This is a genomic window from Coriobacteriia bacterium (assembly GCA_031292615.1).
GTDB lineage: Bacteria > Actinomycetota > Coriobacteriia > Anaerosomatales > JAAXUF01 > JARLGT01.
Genome location: JARLGT010000071.1, coordinates 20,586 through 39,113 on the forward strand (window position 1 = coordinate 20,586; position 18,528 = coordinate 39,113).

The window sequence follows — 18,528 nt, forward strand, 5'->3', positions numbered from 1 at the left end:
AAGGCACCTCCCTACTGCACAACTGGCAGGGATTACCGTCCGGCCCTCGCTGGGAAGAACTTAGCGAAGGCTAATTGGAGGGAGGTGTATCTCATGCAGATGGCAGAGGGTCACGTACTGACATGCCTTGCCGACGACTGCTCCTACAACTGCCGCGAGGTGTGCTGCGCCCCGGCTGTGGAGGTTGGAGAGGATCATCCGGCGTGCGACACGTTCACGACTGGGGCGGTCGAGATCCGGCAAGCCGAGCCGGGTGTCCGGGACTGCAAGGTCATGGACTGCCACTTCAACTCCTCTGAGTCTTGCATGGCCGCGGGCGTAACGATGATTACGCATTCGGGCCACGCAGACTGTGCCACGTTCCGGCACTAGCGTTCGAGCGTCGGCGAGAACAGGGCCGCCACGGGGAAGAACCGGGGCGGCCCTGTTCGTTTCGGCCACAGGCCAGGCGGTACCGCCGACCTGCAGCTACTCGTAGATGACGTTACCGCCCGTGCTCGAGTTGCCGGTAGTTGGCGGCGGCGAATGCGTCGCGCCGTGGCAGGTCGAGGCCGTGCATCCGGTGCGGGGACACGTCATCGTGCCGCCGCTGCCGGACGCCGATGAGCCGCCCGATGAGCTGAGTGAGGTTTGCGCCGCTGTGTCATTGATGGCGTGACACGAGGTCGACGTGCAGCCGGTCTGGGGGCACACGTACGTCTGCCCGGCGACTGCGGTTGCCGAGAGCGTCGACGTGCCGGTCGCATTGGTCGAGCCGGACGCGATCTGGACGCCGGCGTAGAGAGCGATGGCGGTCAGAGCGGTCGCGATCAGGACCCCCAAGGTGTTCCTCAGAGTGCGCATGATGGCGCCTCCTCTCGGCTGGTTATCCGCGGTCGAAGGATGTGGGAGCGGTCACGGGACGAGGCGCGGTGGCGCCCAGTGGCGCTCGGGCTGGGACGTGCGCCGGCGTGCTCGGTACGGCAATCATGCGCCGCACCACGCTGGTGACCCACTTCCAGTGCAGCGCGAAGTGGAGCAGCGTGAACGCGACCGTCAAGTTCGAGGTGATCAGGTGCACCGGGTGCCATAGTGTGGCGGCCTGCAGGCCCAGAGCCGAGGCGAGTCCTGGGATGACCATGAACCCAGAGAGCGTCACGCCGATCACCGAGAGGAACAGCGCCGCATCCACGACCAGGTTGATGCGGGCGGCCGTGCGAATCCGGCCGAAGAAGGCCGAGACGGCTCTCGTCACCCACTCCCAGTTCACGATCAGATGGACGAGCGCCGGGACGATCAGAACCACACCCAACCATTCGTGCAGGGTGATGCCGGTAAACACGGGATTGGCTGCTGCGACGACGATCGCGAAGACCGTCAGGTCCAGAGCAAGGCGTTCACGGGCTGACATCTTCCTTCAACTCCTCTGCCGGTGAAGAGCCGGCTTCGGGGGACTTCGGTGGCGGTCCGTGTCCGTAGAACGAAGGTATCCGCCCAGCGTGCAGCGCCTGTGCCGCAGGGATGACGATTCCGTGAAGCGCGCCTGACCGAGGCTTAGGGGTGCCTACGAGGCGACGTTGTCCTGTGGGTGGGATGAGGCGATCTCGGCGGGCAGCCTAGCCGCTCCACCGCGCGCGCGGACGTGGTCGACGAGCACTCGGTCGCAGGATTCGACATGGCTGTGGAGCCATTCGCGCAGGAAGGCGATGAGGGGAGCGGTGCTCGACAGCTCGCCGGTACGGAACTGGAGCACGTACGCCCGCGTCTGCTCGGTGAGGCGCCGATGCTCGGCTTGGTGGAGGAGCGTCTCGTGCGCCGGGAACTCCTCGCGACGCATGAGGTCTTCCTCGGTACGGAAGTGAAGCGCGACGTGGGACGTGAGCCGATCCAAGACGAGCATGATCTCGCCGGGCGTGTCATCGGCGACTTCGAGTTCGTAGAAGATCCGATAGATGCGACGGTGCTGCTGGTCGACCAGAGGGTCACCCGTCTCCAGCGACTCGTCCCAGGACTCCATCGGCTGTTCCTCTCCTAGTGCGTCGGGAGACCAAGATAGTCCCGTTCGCCCGTTAGTGCAAAGTCGCCGAAGACGACCAGTTTCTGTGTACTAAGTAGTCATCCGGGACTGGCGTTCTCGGCTCAGTAGGTTGAGGATTGAGCTGCGACGTTGTGCGATTTGGGAGTCCTGCCGATAAAGGACGCGTGGACTCTCGATGGTTGGCGCGGACGGACGACGGGCCGGATGCGCGACCACGTGTGAGGAAGGGCCAATGCGCAGAGTACTGATCGTGTACGCCACCAAGAGCGGGTGCACCAAAGGAGTGGCGGGGAAGATCGCCAGCACCATCGCTAGGCCGGGCGTCAAGATCAAGATCGCCGAGGCAACCGACGCCCCCGATCCAGCGAACTACGATGCCGTCCTCGTGGGCAGCGGAATCCGCGCCGGTCGATGGCACGAGCCCGCCCGAGCGTGGGTTGTGGCCAACGCCGAGACGCTCAAGACAAAGCAGATCGCCTTCTTCACCGTCAGCATCCTCGTCACCAAAGGCGCCGACAAGATTGCGGTAGTTCGTCGATTCACTGATGCGCTCATCGCCGAGACGGGCGTGCATCCGTTTGATGTCGGCGTGTTTGCCGGGTGGAACAAGCCCGAACACTTCTCATTGGTTGACCGCGTAGCCATGAGGCTGATGAACGCGCCGCGAGGGGACCAGAGGGACTGGATGGCCATCGAGGAGTGGGCTCGCGCCGCAGGTTCCATAGTCGCCGCGTGAGACGGATCGTCTTCGACGAGGTCCCAGCTGCGGCCCGCAGAGTCCGATCGAGGTGCGCCGAGATCTTCAGCTGTCGGACTTGTGTATCCAGTCAATCGTCTCGTTGAAGACGATCGGTGAGCCGCTGAACAGCCCGTGAGCGCTTGTGTCGCCCGTCGGGAAGAACGGCTGCTGTACCCACGAGGCATGAGGCTTGGTGAACATCTCCGAGAACGCCTGGTCTCCTTCGACGCACACAGTCAGCCCAAGCAGAGGTTTTGCGTAGTCGCGGTCGCGGTGGCTCCAGTGCTCAAACGAGTTCGAAACCAAGTAGAGCAGCGAGTGCCCGTAGATTCCTTTGCAGTTGTCCTCGATCTCGGCCTCGGGCGTGAGCGTCTGGAGCTGGAAGTAGCCGATCTTGCCGTTCTCGAAAGCTCGCAGGTACGTTCCGCGCGCCAAGTCGACAGAGCAGGCGGGAGCCCAGAGAGTACAGCTGCGCAGCTTGAGTCGCTGGTCGACGCAGTGTGCGACCAGGTAGGCGAGCATGATTGAGCCCGCGCTGTGCCCGACCAGATGGAGGTGACCGCCGAGCTTGTTGGCGACGATTCGATCGATCAGGAACCTGGCCCCTCCGTCGTCGTCGACCGTAGAGGTCTCGGCGTTCTGCTTCATCTTGTCCCAAAGAAACGCGCCGACGTGGGCGACGCTTTCCACGGTCTCGTCCTTGAACTTCGCGATGCCGGTGTGGTGCTCTCGAAGGTCGTCGGAGATGTCGGCCGCAAGGTCGAACAGCGACTCAGCCAGCGAGCGGCGGGGTGCGACCTTCTCGCCGGGCTCTGGGGGCGCCGGGGACGGTTCGTCCTGAACGGCGGCAGTCGCGCGTTCGGCCTGAGCGCGCAGCTCGGCGGCGCTCGACAGTGGCACGGCGCCAGCCGCGTCGTCGGCGAGGTTGAAGAGCGTGGTCGGAACGTCGGTATGCCACACGAGCGCGAGCGGATAGATATGCGCGGAGAGCAACGATGGCACCACATGTTCGCGCAGGTTGTCGACGGCTTGCTCTTCGGTCACGAGCCCGCCGTGCGCGAGCAGTGCCAGGCGCGGATGCGCCCAGTCGCGGGTAGCCGCGCGGTACTCGGCGAGTATTGCCTCGACGTCGTCGGGAGTAGTGGCGTAGCGCGTCTTGGAGGAGTCGGACTCCAGATGTCCGTCGTTTCCCAGCGAGATCACGTGGGCGCGCATCGGGTCGTCCGCGAACTGCGATGTCTTGGCCACGGCCGCACCTCCAAGGATGTACGAACTCTCCTAAGGCGGCGTTCGTCGGCGGTCCGACGACTCCTGCCACACCTCCGGTCGAACGCGTAGACTGATGCTTCGTGTCAGACGCAAAGGACCGGGAGGTCGAATGAAGTTACGGCCGCACCATGTTGGATTGGTGGTGAGCGATCTTGCCCGCTCGACCGCTTTCTACGAGGCCCTCGGCTTTGGCGTCGCCTCCGATCTTCCCTCCGAGGATGGCTCGCGGGCCATCCGCTTTCTCGAGCTCGATGGCTTCTCGCTCGAACTCTTCTGGTACGCCGAGCCGGACGAACCCGCGCCAGCGCCAGCGCCGGCGGGCAAGGGGCAGCTCGGCTTCCGGCATCTTGCGCTGCATACGGACGACCTCGCCGCCGCCCTAGGCGAGCTCAAGACGCTCGGATTCGTCCCTGCCGATCTGGAGATTCGCGTCGTTCCCATCGGCTTCAAACTCGTTTTCCTCAACGACCCCGACGGGGTCGAGATCGAACTGATACAGGAGGCCTGACCCGTGGCAACCATCTACCGGTTCATGATCGTAGACGTGTTCACTGACACGCCTCTTGCCGGAAACCAACTCGCGGTGTTCAGCAACGCTACGGGCATGTCGGACGAGTTGATGCAGCGCCTTGCCGCCGAGATGGGATTCAGCGAGACGACGTTCGTGCTGCCGCCCGAAGACGGCGGCAACTTCCGAATACGTATCTTCACGACCAAACAGGAGCTTCCGTTCGCAGGTCATCCCGTGCTTGGGACGGCGTTCGCCTTGGCCGGTCCGCTGCAAAGCGTGGTTCTCCGCATTGAGACGCGTGCGGGAATCGTGCCGGTCGCCATGGAGCGCGAGGGCGCCAAGCTCGTCTACGGGCGCATGGAGCAACCGGTTCCGACGATCAAGCCGCTGGGCCCGGCTGCGATCGAGCTGTTCGAGGCACTTGGGGTCCCAGGCAGCACGCTGCCGGTCGAGGAGTACGACAACGGCATCCGCCACGTCTACGTCGGGCTGGAAAGCTTCGCCGAGGTTGCCGCGGTCAAGCCCGACATCGGCTGGGTCGGGGCCATCATCGGCGACGCCGCGGTGAACACGTTTGCGGTCGAGGACGGCAAGGTCAAGACGCGCATGTTCTCGCCCGAACTTGGATCGGCTGAGGACGCGGCGACCGGCTCGGCAGCCGGCCCGCTCGCCGCGCATCTTGCACGCCATGGGGTCATCCCTTGGGGCACGCTGATCACCATCTCCCAAGGCGCCGAGATCGGACGTCCGAGCACGCTGTATGCCAGCGCCGAGGGTGACGGGGACACGATCACGCGGGTGGAAGTCGGCGGCGTTGCGGCGGTCGTCGCGCGCGGCGAGTTCAGCGTCTAGCGGCGCGTCCACGCCAGGGGGGTACGCGCTATCGACGCCGACTCGGCGGATCGAGCAGTAGCCCTACGTCTCCGCTGCGAATCTGTCCCTGATACAGATCCTTGCCGAGCAACGCAAAGCTCTTCACGCTGACACGTCCATCGACGCGCTTGGCGATTCGGACCAAGAGCTCCTCGGCGGAGAGCTCGACGTCAGAGGCGAAGAGCACGATGTTGCAGCCGTAGGCGAGCTGGATCGGGCCGTTGGCCCACAGCCCCACGGGGAACATCCAGACGTTGCGCCACACGTTGGAGATCGTCCGGTGGAAGCTGCGAAAGGGCTTGCTGTGCTCGCCGTGAACGCTGCCGATGAGGTTGAACGCCACGACGCCTTTCTCGGCGAGGCGATCGCGCAGTTCGCGCAGGAACTCTTCGGTAAGCAGGTGTGGCGGGACGTGATCGTCGTCGAAGGCGTCGACGATGATGATGTCGTAGGTCTCGATGGTGGTGCGCACGTACTCGCGCCCGTCGCCCACGAACACCGCGATGCGCTCGTCGCGCGGCAGCTCGAACAGCTCGAAGGCGACCTCGGCATCGATTTCGACGGCATCGATGCGCATCTCGGGATAGTCGCGCCACATGCGTTTGACCACCGTACCACCACCCAGGCCGAGCACAAGGACTCGCGTGGCGGCTGGCTGGATGGCCAGTGCGATGTGGAAGTATGCGACGTACTCGATGTCGGTGTCGAAGGGGTCGTCGAGCCGCATCGACGACTGCTGGTTGCGCTCGAACTTCAGCAGCCGGACACCGTTGTTGTCGGTGACGGCGAGCCGATGGAAGGGCGAGATGTGCTCATACATGCGCTGATGGTACGCCAAGGCAGGGCCTGGGTGATCGCCATACGCTGCGGATTGCCCACGTCCATCGCGGTGAATCGGGGCACATACGCACTGCTGTCCCCGATTGCCCAGGAGTCGCCATGCCGCACGCGCTGTTCCTCAACTGCACCCTGAAGAAGTCCCCTGAGATCAGCAACACCCAAGCTCTCGTCGACAAGGTCGCCGGATTCATGGAGGAGTTGGGTGCGACCACCGAGACCGTCAGGGTCGTCGACTACAACGTGCTGTTCGGCGTCGAGTCGGACATGGGCGACGGCGACGAATGGCCAGTCGTCCTGGAGCGGATTCGTGCGTGCGACATCCTCGTGGTTGCAACGCCGATCTGGTTCGGCGTGCGCGGCAGCGTGTGCCAGATGGCCATCGAGCGCCTCGACGGCACCTACCGTCAGGGCGACTCCGTCACCGGGCAGTACCCGCTCTACGGCAAGGTGGCGGGGTGCATCGTGACCGGCAACGAGGACGGGGCGCACGACATCTGCGCGAACACACTCTTCAATCTCACGCACCTCGGCTGCACGATCCCACCGAACGTCGACAGCTACTGGGTTGGCGACGCGGGGCCGGGCCCGAGCTACATCGAGGCGCACGGAGACCGTCACCGCTACACCAACCGCACGGCGCTCTACATGGCGCACAACCTCGTCTGGATGGCTGGCGTGCTCGCCGAGAACCCTTGCCCAACCAACCTGCTCGAACTCGACGCGCGTGGCAGGGACTTGTCGGACGACTGAAAGGCGGCGTCGTGCGCACGAATCGACGCGTGCGCGACGCGCGCAACTCCAATCCGCGGTGTGAATCGACGTTGGCGCTACAGCCCCAGCGCCGCTCGCTTCTCGGCGATGGTTGCCACGTGCGACTCGAGGTGGTCGACGGCGTGCTCGAACAGGTCGAGCAGGCTAACGGCGCCGATCTCGGAGTGGATCGCGACACGCGTCCACGCCTCGGGAGCGAGCCGAGCGAGATCGGCGGCCATCTGCTCGCGCTGCACCTCGAGCAGATGGATATCGAGGTCGGGATCGCGCTCGTGATAGCGCAGAGGCTCGGGGTAGTCGGCAGACTCGACGCCAACGAGGAGCGGGCGCTCCGTGGCGATCGTGCGCTTGAGCCGGTCGCACATGAACTGGTCGGAGTCGACGATGTGCGCCACGACCTCCAGCGAGCTCATCTTCCCCGGGATCGGTCGGGCTCGAAGCGCCTCGGCCTCAAGACCGGCAATCGACCAGCGCAGCACTTCGGCGCCGACAACGTAAGCGGCGAGCAGATCTGAAGTGGAGCGGGTCTCGGCCATGGGGACTCCTCGTCGGCAGCGGCTGGTGCGATGTGTTTCGAACTCGATGATAGCGCGAGCGCGAGCGCGGCGATGGCCCGGCGAATGTGCCGAGCCATCGGGGCGGAGCTGTCTGAGCGGTGGCGCTCGCCGCTACATCTGGCCGTACGGCTGGAGCAACGTAAACATGGCCCCGGCCGGGTCGCGGACCTCCGCAGTGGCAAGTCGACCGGGGATGACGGCCTTGGGCGAGATGATGGTGCCGCCCAGCTCGATCACTCGCGTGATCGACACGTCGATGTCTGCCGTCATGAAGTTGGGCCGCCAGAATGCCGGCATGCTAGCGGGGACTGCCTCGGGCATGGGCGCGATTCCGGCTTGCCCCTCGCCATCGACGAGCACCTGCCAGTAGGGATGCGTGGGATCCCAGTCGATGAGCACCAGCTCCCAGCCGAAAAGCTTCTCGTAGAACTCGACAGCAGTTTGCGGGTCGCGCGTGTTGAGCTGCGCCCATCCGTACGTGCCAGCCTCCATGTATTGCGTCGTGGCGTCTGGCTGGAGGGGCTTCCACAAGAAGAACGTCGCGCCGGTCGGGTCGGCGATGCCCACGATGCGACCTTGGCCCGGCACGTCCATGGTCGGCATGACTATCTGGCCGCCAAGCTCCTGGGCCACCTTTGCAGTCGCATCGACATCGTCGGCGCGGATGTATGTGTTCCACGCCGTGGGTGCGCCTGCTGCGGCAGCGGCGGGATTAATCTGCGTTCCGCCCGCGACCGTCTTGCCGTCCAGCGCGTAAATCTTGTACACGGGGCCTTGGTCGAATGGGACGTCGGTGTGAGTCCACCCGAATAGTCCCTCGTAAAACACCGTCTGGCCTTCGATGTCCGACGCGCCCAGGTCCACCCAGTTCAGCGAGCCGGGTTTCGTGCGCTCCATATCCGTGCCTCCCGTCATCGGTGCGTGCCGAGTGTTCCTACCCGGCTTGGGGCCGTGGCTGCCATGGGCGACGCCCGTCCGACTCATGTATCCGAGGTCACATGCGCCGCCGCGCGATGGGTCAAGATACTGCCTGTGCGCACCGATGCCGAGAACGAGGAAGAGGAGGCTGTGACCCGATGATGCGCCGAACGACCGAGCAAGCTACCCGACGCGCGCCGCGCATCCTGGCCTTCTCTCTCGGGTTGGCGATGTGCGCGTGCGCGACGCTCGCCATGATGACGGGCGTGGCGCCAAGCCAGGCCTCGGCGACCCCAACCGGCTCGGCCGTTGCGATGGTTCCGCCAACCGGGCCCGGCGCCCCCATCGGTTTTCAGCTCTTTCCGGCCGACAACTCGTGGAATACCGACATCTCGGCGCTGCCGGTCGAGCGCAACTCGGCCGCGTATCTTGCAAGCATCGGTCTTAGCACCGGCCTGCACCCGGACTTCGGCACGGTGTGGGACGGCGCGCCAATCGGCATCCCGTACGTGGTAGTGCGCGGCACTCAGCCCAAGGTGCCCATCACCTTCTACTACGCCGACGAGAGCGATCCCGGTCCCTATCCGATACCGCTCGGCGCTCCCATCGAAGGCGGAGCGAGCAGCGACGGCGATCGCCACGTGCTGACGCTCGACGTCGACAATCACATCCTCTACGAGGTCTACGACGCGCACTACGATGCTGCTACGGGCTCGTGGACGGCGGGCTCCGGCGCGATCTGGCATCTCGACAGCAATGCGCTGCGCCCCGACGGCTGGACCTCGGCCGATGCGGCTGGCCTACCCATCCTGCCCGGGCTCGTCCGCTACGACGAAGTCCAAGCTGGCGAGATCACCCACGCCCTGCGATTCACCGTGCCGAGAACCCAGCGCGCGTACGTGTATCCGGCGACGCACTACGCCAGCTCGTCGACCGACCCGAGCCTTCCGCCGATGGGCCTGCGCGTCCGCCTCAAGGCGAACTACGACGTCTCCGGCTTTCCAGCGGAGGTCCAGGTCATCCTGCGGGCGCTCAAGAGGTACGGCATGATCGTGGCGGACAATGGCAGCGCGTGGTACGTGAGCGGCGCGCCGGACTCACGTTGGAACGACGACGCGTTGCACGCGATCTCGCAGGTCAAAGGCAGCGACTTCGAGGTTGTTGAGACAACAGGCACGGCGGCGCTTCCGCAGCCCCCCGCCGCAGCCAAGCCCCTCCCGCCAATCGTGAGCTTGGGCTCGGCTGTCCGCTCGCGAGCGAAACACGCCTTCTCGCGCTGGGGTCGATTCTCGGACTCGGCAGCCAAGACGTGGACGGCGACCGTCAACTATGGCGACGGTCACGGAACAAAGCGGCTGTCGTTCTCCAGGTACAAGCGCTTCCTGCTCAAGCACACCTACGCGCGCAAAGGCACGTACACGCTCGTGGTGAAGGTGCGTAGCGACCTCGGAGTGACGGGCGTGTCTCGGCTGAAGGTCGTCGTTCGCAAGTAGCTCGCGAGCCTGGCGCCGGGAGCTACTGCCTCTCGACGCTGCCGAGCAGCCCTCGCGAAAGCGCGCGCACTCCGAACTCGAAGTCCTCGTTGAGGAAGTCGCTGGGGCAGGCGGCGGCCTCGAGCAGGTGCGGGAACTCCTCGGGCGGGAACTCGGCTGCCAGCGCCGCGAGCTCCTCGGGCTGCGGCGGCGCCGCTGCATCATCGGCGACCATCGCGATGGTGCCGCGCACGGTGGCCGCAATCGCGTTCATGCCGGCCATCGCCTGTGACGGCGGTAGTCCGGCGTCGCGAAGGATGCCGATCAGCAGCTCTACCGGACGCATGGCCCCCGGCGTGCGCGGACCGCGAGACAGCACGATCGGTAGCGCGTTGACGTGGGCGAGCATGGTGTCGCGATAGGCGCGTGCCGCGCACACGATGCGCTCCTCGGCGGGGTCGGACGGGATGTCGACGGTCAGGTCGATGTCGGCCATGACGGCCTCGACGATCGCGTCGAGCAGGGCGTCTTTGTTGGGGATGTGGTAGTAGACCGCCATCGGGTCCACGCCCAGCTCAGCGCCTAGGCGTCGCATCGAGAGCGCCGAGAGTCCCTCGCGATCGACCAGCGCGAGTGCCGTACTCACGATGCGCTCTCGGCTGAGCGGGGTCTCGGGCGACTTCTTGCGTGCGGCGGTCATGCGGGGCTCCTCGGCGTGGGGTCGGGTCGTGGCGCTCAATGCGGGCGGCCGGTGCGCACCTCCTACTTGACACTCTGATTCTACATCGTAGAATGCGGGTATGTCATGTTCTACAGCGTAGAACCAAGGCGGCGGGCTGAGCCGGAGCGAGATGTTCCTGCGAAGCCGCCAACGGGAGGGAGGTCGTTATGCGTATCACGATCCTGAACGGTGAACCCGACGCGACCAGCGCGTTCGATGGCTACGTGGGCGAGTACGCCGCGCAGCTTGTCGCCAACGGCCACGAGGTCACGCGCCTCGACCTGCGCGATCTGGAGCTCAAGGGTTGCTCGGGATGCTGGGGCTGCTGGGTCAAGACACCCGGCGAGTGCGTGAAGGACGACGGTAGCGCCCGGGTGTGCCGAGCGTTCGTCAACAGCGACGTGGCGGTGATGGCGGCGCCCATGCGCATGGGATTCACCAGCTCGCTGCTCAAGCGGGCCGCCGACCAGATGATTCCGCTCGTCCACCCGTACATCGTGATCGAGCACGGCGAGATGCACCATCGCGCCCGCTACGCCCGCTACCCGCTGATGGGGCTGCTGCTCGCGCCGGGGGCCGACGCCGACGCGGAGGACCTCGAGATCACCTCGCACCTGTGGGCGCGGATGGCGCGCAACATGAAGTCGTCGATCGCGTTTACCACCATCGCGCCGACCACATCGGCAAAGGAGGCCGCAGATGAACTCGCTGCTGTTGCTTAATGGCTCGCCGAGAGGCCCTCGCTCCAACTCGATGCGGATGATGGCACGCGTCGCCGAGGGCTGGCAGGTCGCAGGTGGCGCCGATCCACTCGTGCTGCATCTCGCCAAGCGCGCCGACTTCGAGCGAGCGGTCGCGCAGTTCGCCAGCGCCGAAACCGTCCTGCTCGGCATGCCGCTCTACACCGACTCGATGCCCGGCCTTGTCGCCGAGTTCATCGAGGCGCTGGAGCCGCGCGTTGGGCGCAGCGACAACCCGCGGATGGGCTTCCTCGTGCAGTCCGGGTTCATGGAGCCGCTGCACTCGCGCGGTCTGGAGCGCTACTTGGCCAAACTCACCGTGCGCTTGGGCTGTGCCTACGCGGGAACAATCGTGCGAGGCGGCGGCGAGTCGCTCCAGATGATGCCCGACGAGGCGTTGCGCGGCCTGTTCACGCAGCTCGCCGAGCTCGGCGGGCAGCTGAAGAGCGACGACCGCTTCGACCCGCAGACGCTCGCGCGCGTCGCAGGGAACGAGCGGTTCTCGGCGGTCACGGCGCCAGCGATGGCGCTGGCGCTCAAGCTGCCGGTGGGGCAGTTCTACTGGACCGGCCAGCTGAAGAAGAACGGCGCGTGGGACCGGCGCTTCAACGCTCCTTACGCCCCGGCTGCTCGATAGCCCGCTTCGCCCGACGTCGATCAGGGAGCCGCCATGTCGGACCTTCACGTAGTCTTCGGGACCGGCCCGGCCGGTTCGCGCACGGCAGCTTCGCTCGTAGAGGCCGGCTGTCGCGTGCGGGCCGTGAATCGCTCTGGTGCGCGCAACGAGTTCCTGCCCGCCGAGTGCGAGGTCGTCGCCGTCGCAGATGCCACCGATGCCGCCGCTGCGACCAAAGCCGCCGATGGTGCCAGCGTGGTCTACCAGTGTCTCAACCCCGCGTATCACCGCTGGCCGGAGCTCTTCCCGCCGCTGCAACGCGGCGTTGTCTCGGCGGCCAGAGCGGTGGGCGCGCGCTACGTGTCGCTGGAGAACCTGTACGGGCTGGGGCTGGTCGACGGGCCGATGACCGAGGACCTGCCGATGCGGCCCAACTCGCGCAAGGGCGCGACGCGCGCCGCGATGGCCGAGGAGCTGCGAGCGTTGTCGGAGACTGGCGAGTTGGAGATCGCGACCGGCCGAGCCGCCGACTACTACGGGCCTGGTGTGACGAGTTCGGCGATGGGCGCGATGATCTTCGAGCCGCTGATCGCCGGCAAGAAGGTCTCGCTCGTGGGCAGCGCCGACGTGCCGCACTCCTACGCCTACATCGTCGACGTAGGCAGGGCGCTCGCGGTGCTCGGCACGAGCGACGCGGCGTTCGGGCGCGTGTGGAACCTGCCCCACGCGCCGGCTCGCACGGGCCGTGCGACGATTGCGCGCGCGTTCGCCGCCGCTGGCAAGCCAGAAAGAGTGGGCGCGATCGGCCCAACGACGATGCGCATCGGCGCGCTGTTCATGCCTGTGGCGCGCGAGTCGCTCGAGATGCTCTACGAGTTCACCCAGCCGTTTGTGGTCGACTCGAGTGCGATCGAGCGCGAGTTCGGGCTGATCGCAACACCGCTCGACGAGGGCATGCGAGAGACCGTGGAGTGGTTCCGAGCGCGGGCGTAAAGCCGCGCCGAGCTACTCGGCGAGCGCCGCGTCGACAGCCGCCAGCGCGTGCAATTTCGCGGTAGGGAACAGCGGGACGTCCAGGTCGCTTTCGCGCACCAGCAGCTCGATCTCGGTGCAGCCTGACACGACGCCCTCGGCGCCACGCTCCACCAGTTCCTCGATTATGCGCAGGTACTCGGCGCGCGACTCGGGCGAGACGATGCCGCGAACCAGCTCGTCGTAGATGACGTCGTGCACCAAGGTGCGGTCGGGCTCGTCGGGGATGAGCGCGGTGATGCCGGTCTCGGCGAGTCGATCGCGATAGAAGCCCATCTCCATCGTGTAGCGCGTGCCGAGCAGTGCAACCGTGCGAATCCCGGCGGCGTGGACGGCGTCGGCGGTGGCGTCGGCGATGTGTAGGAGCGGGATGTCGATTGCGGCCTCGATCTGAGGCGCGAGAACGTGCATGGTGTTGGTGCAGATGACGAGCAACTCGCCGCCTGCGTCTTGGAGCCGTCGCGCGTCGCCTGCGAGCAACTCGCCCATCGCGTCCCACTCGCCGTGCTGCTGCATCGACTCGATCGCATCGAAGTCGTAGCTGCGCACGAGCAGATCCGCCGAGTGCGCCCCGCCCAGCCGCTCGCGCACCGCGGTGTTGATGACGCGCTCGTACTCGATCGACGACTCCCAGCTCATCCCGCCGAGCAGTGCGATTCGCTTCATGCGAGGATCTCCTCTGGCAGCGGGACGATACGTTGATGATAGCGCGGCGGAGTTGTGCGCCCGCGTCGTTGCTAGGCGGGGGTCGCTTCAAGCAGCGTCTGAATGGGCCCCAGGTAGTACTCGCCCCAGCCGATGTCGATGTCAGCCGCCTCGTCGTCGGGAACGCCGGTGTGGAGCAGCGCGAGTCGCGTACCGCCGTCGGGCTCGGCGCGCACGATGAAGCGCGCAATCGACGGCGAAGGCCACTCACCGCTGTACCACTCCTCGACAAGAAGCCTGCCTGCGTCGACCTCAAGCACGGTGCCGTGAACGTCGCCGCCCCAGAGGGTGAACTCGAAGCCCGGCTCGGCAGCCATGACGGACGGGCCGCCGCCCCAGCTGTCGATCACTGTGGGCTGCGTGAGGGCGGCCCAGACCTTCTCGGCGGGCGCGTCGATGAAGTAGGACTTGCTGATGTCCATGGCTGCTCCTCGCCGAGGGGTTTGGAAGTTACTACCCCCGCGTAGCTGCAACCGACGCCGGCACTTCTCGGCCCGCTGCCGCCGAGTCTCGCGTCCGCCTACTTCTTCACCTTGCGGACCGGGTAGCGCACGATCGTCTTGAGCTTCTCGGCGGTCGCGCGGTTTGGGTCGCCGAGATAGATCTCGTGGTGGCGACCCGTGAGTTCGAAGTGGCCGTTGGCGGCCCACGCGACCAGTCGTGCGATGGTCGGCGCCTCTTGGGCATACGGGCCGACGTGCAAGATCTGCACCGACTTGCCCTCCGAGAACGTCTGCACGCGGACATCGGCCAGGCGCGCGATGTCCTTCTTGGTCGCGACCTTAGCGCGGACTTCCTCGACGAACTCCGCGGTGACTTCGTCCGGGATAGAGATCATGAGCGTCCAAGCTAGCGCGCGGCGGTCGGCGGGGTTGAATCCCGTGGAGTCCCCGTCGTGCCAGTAGAGGCCCTCGAGCTCGGCGACCTTGTAGCTCAGGTGCAGCTTCTTGCGCGCCGCGAACTTCACGGGGTAGGCGAGGCCGTAGAGCGCGGTGACTGCCTCGCGATGCGCTTCGCTGCCGATGTCGCCGGTGCCGTCGATCATCAAGAAGCGCGTCGTCGGCACCTTGACGATCTGCGGCGTCCTCGCCGTGGGCTTGCGAAGCGATGCGGGCTGACGGTCGTCGGATGCAGACACGGGGGTTCTCCTAAGGTGTGGCGGCCATTCGCTGGCGTCATTCGCCGAGCGGGCCGGGTTGGCGAGTGTACAGCTTTGCGGCGAACAGCGACGGCCGCGCGTACAGGGTATGTGCCCCGAGACGCGCTGCTGCCGCGCCCGACCACAACGTCCTACAATGCCGAGAGTCGTCTAGGCCGAGAGGAATCCGATGGGCGCAGCACCCGAGACAACCGGCGCGACGGTCTCCACCGGCATGGTGCACGGGCGCTTTCAGCTGTTCCACCTCGAGCACCTGAGCTATGTCCTGCACGCACTGGAGCGCTGCGATCAGCTGGTCATCGGGATCACGAACCCCGACGCCAGCCAGTTCGTGGCCGCCGAGGAAAGCGACCACCGTCATTTGCGTGAGGCCAACCCGTTCTCGTACAACGAGCGCCAGTTGATGATCCGCGAGAGCCTGGTCGACGAAGGCGTGGACCTGTCGCGCATCGCTTTCGTCCCGTTTCACGTGCTCGACCCCGAGCAGTGGCCGTACTACATCCCCAAGCCGGGGACGGTTACCCACTTCATGCGGTTCTTCTCGGAGTGGGAGGAGCGCAAGGCCGCCGAGCTACGCGCTCACGGCTACGAGGTGGTGCAGATCGACGCCGGGCGGTCCAAGTCGATAACCGCCACGCAGGTCCGGGCGCTGCTCGCCGAGGACGGCGACTGGCGCGCCTTCCTGCCGGCAGGCACCGTGCGCGTCGTCGAGAGGCTCGGCGGGCTGCCGCGCGGCCAAGCAGCTGGCTGCGGGACGCGCTCGTGATTGGTCGCGCCTGCCGCGCCGCGGCGTCTCCTCTCGCTCGCGGACGCCGCGCTACTGCGCGTTGTCGGCCCAGCGCACCTGGGCGATCGTTGCCGCGACACCTGCCGCGAACGTCGCGGCCAGCACCAGGTAGCTGCCAGCGGGAAGCCCCGCGACCGGCTGTCCCACCGCGCCGATCAGCAGCGGGATGATCGACCACGGGAACCACTCGGCCCATCCGGTCTTGCCGAAGACGTTGCCCAGCGCCAGCGCGGCCAGCGCGAACGCGAGCGGGGGCATGTACCCGCGCCCAAGTGTGGTGATCCACCCCACCACGGGCACCAGCAGGAATGCGATTCCCGCCGCAAGCAGCGAGTTGCCGACCAGCCCCATCGCGATTCCCGCCGAGAACCCCGGCAGTCCCAGCGCGAGCCCAACGATCAGCCCCTCGGTGACCACGGCCAGCACGAGAACGACCCACCACACCGCCGCCACCACGAACTTCGCCACCACGATCCAGTGGCGCGCGACCGGCAGCGCGAGCAGGTTCTTCTCGGTCCCCTCGGCGTACTCGCGCCCGAAGATGTAGGCGACGATGAACGAGAGAACCAGCATCCCACCCATCCCGATGACAAGCGTGAGAAACGAGGCGTACGACGGCCACGTCGCGGTGAGCCCCGACAAATTGGCCTTCGTCCCCAGGAGGCCGAGTTGCGCAGCACGGCCAGGCTCGCGCACGATCCACATGAACAGTGCCAGCGCCAGCGGTCCCATTGAGAGCGCGGCGAACGTGCCCCACGTCACCTTGCTACGTCGCAGCTTGAGGAACTCCGTGCTGAGCGCTGTCGAGAACCCGTTCATCATGCGACACCTCGCTCGATTGCGGCGGCGCGGGCTGCGACGAGCGAGGACGCGAACAGCGTCGCCAGCACAGCCTGGATTACGAGCGGCGGCACGAGCTGCGCCCAAGGGAGCGTGCCGGTCGTGCCGAGAGCGATGTTGTTCGCGGCGAGCGCGAGGATGACTGCGAGCGTGATCGCAAGCACTCCTCGGCGTTCCCGCGTGCGCAGATGTGCCCACACCAGAATCGCGCTGAAGCCGAGCATGAGCACCGCCGCGATGATCGCCGGTTGCCCGGCCGCGCCCGGTGCGCGCAGCCCCGGGAATCCGAGCAGCGTCGTGCCCGTCGGCAGCAGCAGCTGCACCGCCGCCAGCGCGTCGACGATTGCGCCCAGCCAATACGTCAGACGCACGAAGTCCAGCTTGTCCAGCTTCATCCCATGCCTCCGGTTCGCCAGAGGAAGTAGCGCTCGAGGTCCATCGTCAACGCCGCGTCCGCGCGCTCCTGCTCGGTCAGCGCCTCGGCGGTGAACGAGCGCGCCTTAGCCGCCAGCTCGTCGCGCGAACACTCCTCAAGCAGCCGTCCCCCGTGAACGATGCCGATACGGTCGGCCAGGTGCGCGACCTCGGCGAGGATGTGGCTGCTCATGAAGACGGTCACGCCGCGCTCGTCGGCGAGGGCGCGCAGCAGCTCCCGGATCTCGACGATGCCCGCCGGGTCCAGCGCGTTGGCGGGCTCGTCGAGCACGAGCAGGTCGGGCGAGTGCAGCAGCGCGCGAGCGAGCGCGAGGCGCTGCTTGTTGCCGAGTGACAGCTGTGCGGCTCGGCGGTCGGCGTACGACTCGAGGCGCAGCAGCGCGAGCGTCTGTGCGATCGAGGTGAGAGGCGCGCCGGTGAGGCGGCGCTGGATGTCGAGGTTCTCGCGTACCGTCAGGTTGGGGTAGGCGGTCGCGGACTCCACCAGGTAGCCGACGCGACCAAAGACGCTGGTCTCGCCGGGCACAACGCGCCGGCCCAGCACCTCGACCTCGCCGCCGGACGGTCGAATCAGGCCCAGCAGCATGCGGATGGTCGTCGTCTTGCCCGCACCGTTGCGGCCCAGGAAGCCGTAGATCTCGCCGCGCCGGACGTCGAGGTCGAGCGAGTCGACGGCGAGAAGGTCGTGGTAGCGCTTGGTGAGCGAGTGGGTGGCGATGGCGGGGGAGGTTGTCACAGGTGGCGCTCCATTGCAGACGGTATCTGCGCGACGGGTAGTTATGACTGACTGTCAGTCATAATAACACGCCCGTCACTGGAGTCCATGCTCGCGAGGCGATTGCGCCCTCGTCTCCCACAACGGTGCAGGCGCGGCCCACGGGCCAGATGCGCGCTACGCCTCGTAGCCCAGCGCCCTGAGCGCGAGCTTCGTGGCGACCGCAAGCGCCGCCGGCATCTCGGCGGCCGGAGTGCCAGCGAGCTCCGCGCTCTGCAGCCCGCCGAGGACGAACCAGGCGGCTGCGCGCGTGTCGTCGACGCGAAACGAGCCCTCGACGACGCCTTGCTCGACGATCGCTTCGACCAGCGGGATAAGGCGCGGGACGAGGTTCTCGGCGAGGCGGTCGTGCAGGGCGCGGTTATCCGCGTGATGGAGGAGATCGATCAGCTCGTCGGCGCCTGGGTCGCGCTCGAAACTCGACAGCACGTCGCCCAAGCCCAGCATCCGCTCCACCGCCGAGGCGTTGCCCGCCGCGGATGCGGCCTCGATCGCCGAGGCCATCCGGTCGACCAGCTGCTCGACCACGGCGAGCACAACGTCGTCCTTGGAGTCGAAGTACAGGTAGAAGGTGCCCTGCGCTACACCCGCCGCTTTCACGATGTCGCTTACCGACGTGTTGGAGACGCCGTGCTCGGCGAAGACGCGAGAGGCAGCCGAGGCCAGCTCGGTCCGTCTGGCGGCACGATCGACGACGCGGGGCATGTGGGACTCCAAGCGAGAGAGTGTGTGACTGACTGTCAGTCAGACT

General features: G+C 66.5%; 25 protein-coding genes. 10 read left to right on the forward strand and 15 right to left on the reverse strand.

What is annotated here, in order from left to right:
• Positions 1-93: 93 nt before the first annotated feature.
• Positions 94-372 (forward strand): DUF1540 domain-containing protein, encoded by a 279-nt coding sequence (locus P4L93_06270; protein MDR3686540.1) that lies wholly within the window; start codon positions 94-96, stop codon positions 370-372.
• A gap of 96 nt (positions 373-468) precedes the next feature.
• On the opposite strand, the gene P4L93_06275 is transcribed toward P4L93_06270, so the two are convergent.
• The 3 genes from P4L93_06275 to P4L93_06285 form a co-directional block, all read right to left on the reverse strand.
• Positions 469-843: a hypothetical protein gene (locus tag P4L93_06275; protein MDR3686541.1), complete on the reverse strand. Its 375-nt coding sequence runs from the start codon at positions 841-843 to the stop codon at positions 469-471.
• A 22-nt stretch (positions 844-865) separates the two neighbouring features.
• Positions 866-1,390: a DUF4405 domain-containing protein gene (locus P4L93_06280; protein ID MDR3686542.1), complete on the reverse strand. Its 525-nt coding sequence runs from the start codon at positions 1,388-1,390 to the stop codon at positions 866-868.
• A 153-nt stretch (positions 1,391-1,543) separates the two neighbouring features.
• Positions 1,544-1,996, reverse strand: a complete 453-nt coding sequence (locus P4L93_06285; GenBank protein MDR3686543.1) for a hemerythrin domain-containing protein — start codon at positions 1,994-1,996, stop codon at positions 1,544-1,546.
• A 253-nt stretch (positions 1,997-2,249) separates the two neighbouring features.
• Between P4L93_06285 and P4L93_06290 the strand changes: the two genes are divergently transcribed.
• A complete protein-coding gene (locus tag P4L93_06290; protein MDR3686544.1) occupies positions 2,250-2,753 on the forward strand; it encodes a flavodoxin domain-containing protein in 504 nt (167 codons plus the stop codon).
• Between the two features lie 66 nt (positions 2,754-2,819).
• On the opposite strand, the gene P4L93_06295 is transcribed toward P4L93_06290, so the two are convergent.
• Positions 2,820-4,004, reverse strand: coding sequence for a hypothetical protein (locus P4L93_06295; GenBank protein MDR3686545.1), 1,185 nt, complete (start codon positions 4,002-4,004; stop codon positions 2,820-2,822).
• A 130-nt stretch (positions 4,005-4,134) separates the two neighbouring features.
• Here P4L93_06295 and P4L93_06300 point away from each other — a divergent pair, with 130 nt between their 5' ends.
• Both P4L93_06300 and P4L93_06305 read left to right on the forward strand, forming a co-directional pair.
• Entirely contained in the window at positions 4,135-4,533 is a 399-nt protein-coding gene (locus P4L93_06300) for a VOC family protein (GenBank protein ID MDR3686546.1), read from the forward strand.
• 12 nt (positions 4,534-4,545) lie between these two features.
• Complete coding sequence (locus P4L93_06305; GenBank protein ID MDR3686547.1) at positions 4,546-5,388, forward strand: PhzF family phenazine biosynthesis protein; 843 nt, start codon at positions 4,546-4,548, stop codon at positions 5,386-5,388.
• A 28-nt stretch (positions 5,389-5,416) separates the two neighbouring features.
• On the opposite strand, the gene P4L93_06310 is transcribed toward P4L93_06305, so the two are convergent.
• Complete coding sequence (locus tag P4L93_06310; GenBank protein ID MDR3686548.1) at positions 5,417-6,229, reverse strand: fused MFS/spermidine synthase; 813 nt, start codon at positions 6,227-6,229, stop codon at positions 5,417-5,419.
• A gap of 119 nt (positions 6,230-6,348) precedes the next feature.
• On the opposite strand from P4L93_06310, the gene P4L93_06315 reads away from it, so the two are divergent.
• Entirely contained in the window at positions 6,349-6,999 is a 651-nt protein-coding gene (locus tag P4L93_06315) for a flavodoxin family protein (GenBank protein MDR3686549.1), read from the forward strand.
• Between the two features lie 77 nt (positions 7,000-7,076).
• Here P4L93_06315 and P4L93_06320 read toward each other — a convergent pair whose 3' ends face one another.
• Both P4L93_06320 and P4L93_06325 read right to left on the reverse strand, forming a co-directional pair.
• Complete coding sequence (locus tag P4L93_06320; GenBank protein ID MDR3686550.1) at positions 7,077-7,556, reverse strand: DinB family protein; 480 nt, start codon at positions 7,554-7,556, stop codon at positions 7,077-7,079.
• A gap of 132 nt (positions 7,557-7,688) precedes the next feature.
• Positions 7,689-8,474 (reverse strand): VOC family protein, encoded by a 786-nt coding sequence (locus P4L93_06325; GenBank protein ID MDR3686551.1) that lies wholly within the window; start codon positions 8,472-8,474, stop codon positions 7,689-7,691.
• Between the two features lie 179 nt (positions 8,475-8,653).
• Between P4L93_06325 and P4L93_06330 the strand changes: the two genes are divergently transcribed.
• Positions 8,654-9,988: a PKD domain-containing protein gene (locus P4L93_06330; GenBank protein ID MDR3686552.1), complete on the forward strand. Its 1,335-nt coding sequence runs from the start codon at positions 8,654-8,656 to the stop codon at positions 9,986-9,988.
• 22 nt (positions 9,989-10,010) lie between these two features.
• On the opposite strand, the gene P4L93_06335 is transcribed toward P4L93_06330, so the two are convergent.
• On the reverse strand, positions 10,011-10,667 hold the full coding sequence (locus P4L93_06335) for a TetR/AcrR family transcriptional regulator C-terminal domain-containing protein (GenBank protein ID MDR3686553.1): 657 nt from the start codon (positions 10,665-10,667) through the stop codon (positions 10,011-10,013).
• A gap of 188 nt (positions 10,668-10,855) precedes the next feature.
• Here P4L93_06335 and P4L93_06340 point away from each other — a divergent pair, with 188 nt between their 5' ends.
• Genes P4L93_06340 through P4L93_06350 form a run of 3 tightly spaced genes read left to right on the forward strand, consistent with a single transcriptional unit; the run spans position 10,856 to position 13,037 of the window.
• On the forward strand, positions 10,856-11,410 hold the full coding sequence (locus P4L93_06340; protein MDR3686554.1) for an NAD(P)H-dependent oxidoreductase: 555 nt from the start codon (positions 10,856-10,858) through the stop codon (positions 11,408-11,410).
• A complete protein-coding gene (locus P4L93_06345; GenBank protein MDR3686555.1) occupies positions 11,388-12,065 on the forward strand; it encodes an NAD(P)H-dependent oxidoreductase in 678 nt (225 codons plus the stop codon). The genes P4L93_06340 and P4L93_06345 overlap by 23 nt, the downstream gene beginning before the upstream one ends.
• Positions 12,066-12,098: 33 nt before the next feature.
• A complete protein-coding gene (locus tag P4L93_06350; GenBank protein MDR3686556.1) occupies positions 12,099-13,037 on the forward strand; it encodes an NAD-dependent epimerase/dehydratase family protein in 939 nt (312 codons plus the stop codon).
• Between the two features lie 12 nt (positions 13,038-13,049).
• Here P4L93_06350 and P4L93_06355 read toward each other — a convergent pair whose 3' ends face one another.
• The 3 genes from P4L93_06355 to P4L93_06365 form a co-directional block, all read right to left on the reverse strand.
• Positions 13,050-13,742: an aspartate/glutamate racemase family protein gene (locus P4L93_06355; protein ID MDR3686557.1), complete on the reverse strand. Its 693-nt coding sequence runs from the start codon at positions 13,740-13,742 to the stop codon at positions 13,050-13,052.
• Positions 13,743-13,813: 71 nt separating this feature from the next.
• The gene (locus tag P4L93_06360) at positions 13,814-14,203 is read right to left on the reverse strand and encodes an SRPBCC domain-containing protein (GenBank protein MDR3686558.1); all 390 of its coding nucleotides are present in this window, start codon (positions 14,201-14,203) and stop codon (positions 13,814-13,816) included.
• 98 nt (positions 14,204-14,301) lie between these two features.
• A complete protein-coding gene (locus P4L93_06365; protein MDR3686559.1) occupies positions 14,302-14,919 on the reverse strand; it encodes a GyrI-like domain-containing protein in 618 nt (205 codons plus the stop codon).
• A gap of 190 nt (positions 14,920-15,109) precedes the next feature.
• Here P4L93_06365 and P4L93_06370 point away from each other — a divergent pair, with 190 nt between their 5' ends.
• Entirely contained in the window at positions 15,110-15,706 is a 597-nt protein-coding gene (locus P4L93_06370) for an adenylyltransferase/cytidyltransferase family protein (GenBank protein MDR3686560.1), read from the forward strand.
• Positions 15,707-15,757: 51 nt separating this feature from the next.
• Here the strand turns inward: P4L93_06370 and P4L93_06375 are convergent, their stop codons facing one another.
• From P4L93_06375 to P4L93_06390, 4 genes are all read right to left on the reverse strand, one after another.
• Positions 15,758-16,549: an ABC transporter permease gene (locus tag P4L93_06375; protein ID MDR3686561.1), complete on the reverse strand. Its 792-nt coding sequence runs from the start codon at positions 16,547-16,549 to the stop codon at positions 15,758-15,760.
• Positions 16,546-16,962: a hypothetical protein gene (locus P4L93_06380; protein ID MDR3686562.1), complete on the reverse strand. Its 417-nt coding sequence runs from the start codon at positions 16,960-16,962 to the stop codon at positions 16,546-16,548. The genes P4L93_06375 and P4L93_06380 overlap by 4 nt, the downstream gene beginning before the upstream one ends.
• On the reverse strand, positions 16,959-17,738 hold the full coding sequence (locus P4L93_06385) for an ABC transporter ATP-binding protein (protein ID MDR3686563.1): 780 nt from the start codon (positions 17,736-17,738) through the stop codon (positions 16,959-16,961). The genes P4L93_06380 and P4L93_06385 overlap by 4 nt, the downstream gene beginning before the upstream one ends.
• 156 nt (positions 17,739-17,894) lie before the next feature.
• A complete protein-coding gene (locus P4L93_06390) occupies positions 17,895-18,482 on the reverse strand; it encodes a TetR/AcrR family transcriptional regulator (GenBank protein ID MDR3686564.1) in 588 nt (195 codons plus the stop codon).
• Positions 18,483-18,528: the final 46 nt, after the last annotated feature.